The organism is Mesorhizobium sp. M7A.F.Ca.ET.027.02.1.1, assembly GCF_004022985.1.
GTDB lineage: Bacteria > Pseudomonadota > Alphaproteobacteria > Rhizobiales > Rhizobiaceae > Mesorhizobium.
In genome coordinates this window covers 1-494 of the sequence record NZ_RZOL01000922.1, presented here as the reverse complement: position 1 = coordinate 494, position 494 = coordinate 1, and the positions used below count along the sequence as shown (strand labels likewise).

The 494-nt window shown below is 63.2% G+C and carries 1 protein-coding gene; it reads left to right on the top strand.

The features are described 5' to 3' along the window. Positions 1–494: ATP-binding cassette domain-containing protein (locus EN749_RS37025; protein WP_128365143.1), on the top strand; the 494-nt coding region annotated here is incomplete at both ends.

The window sequence follows — 494 nt, the reverse complement described above, 5'->3', positions numbered from 1 at the left end:
GGTCAATGAGCGCGTCGTGCCCGGTGCGCCGGTGCTCAAGATCGAGGACCTCAGAAAATACTACAGGGTCGGCGGCAACGAGGTGTTCGGCTCGAGCGAGGGCCGCGTCGTCAAGGCCAACGAGACGATCTCGTTCATGGCGCGCGAATCCGAGACGGTTGCCATCGTGGGCGAATCCGGCTGCGGAAAGTCGACGCTGGCCAAGGTGCTGCTCGGGCTGGAGACGGCAAGTGCCGGCACGGTGACGCTGGGCAACACGGAAATCCAGTCGACCGGCATCGAGAAACGGAGCGTCGACACGGTGTCGTCGATCCAGATGGTGTTCCAGAATCCGTTCGACACGCTCAATCCCAGTCATTCGGTCGGTTCGCAGATCATCCGCACGCTGGAGAAGTTCAACGTCGGCAAGACGGTTGCCGATCGCCGCAAGCGCATGCTGGAGCTGCTCGACCTGGTGAAGCTGGCGCGGCTTGCGGGTTTCGAATGCCCGCGGC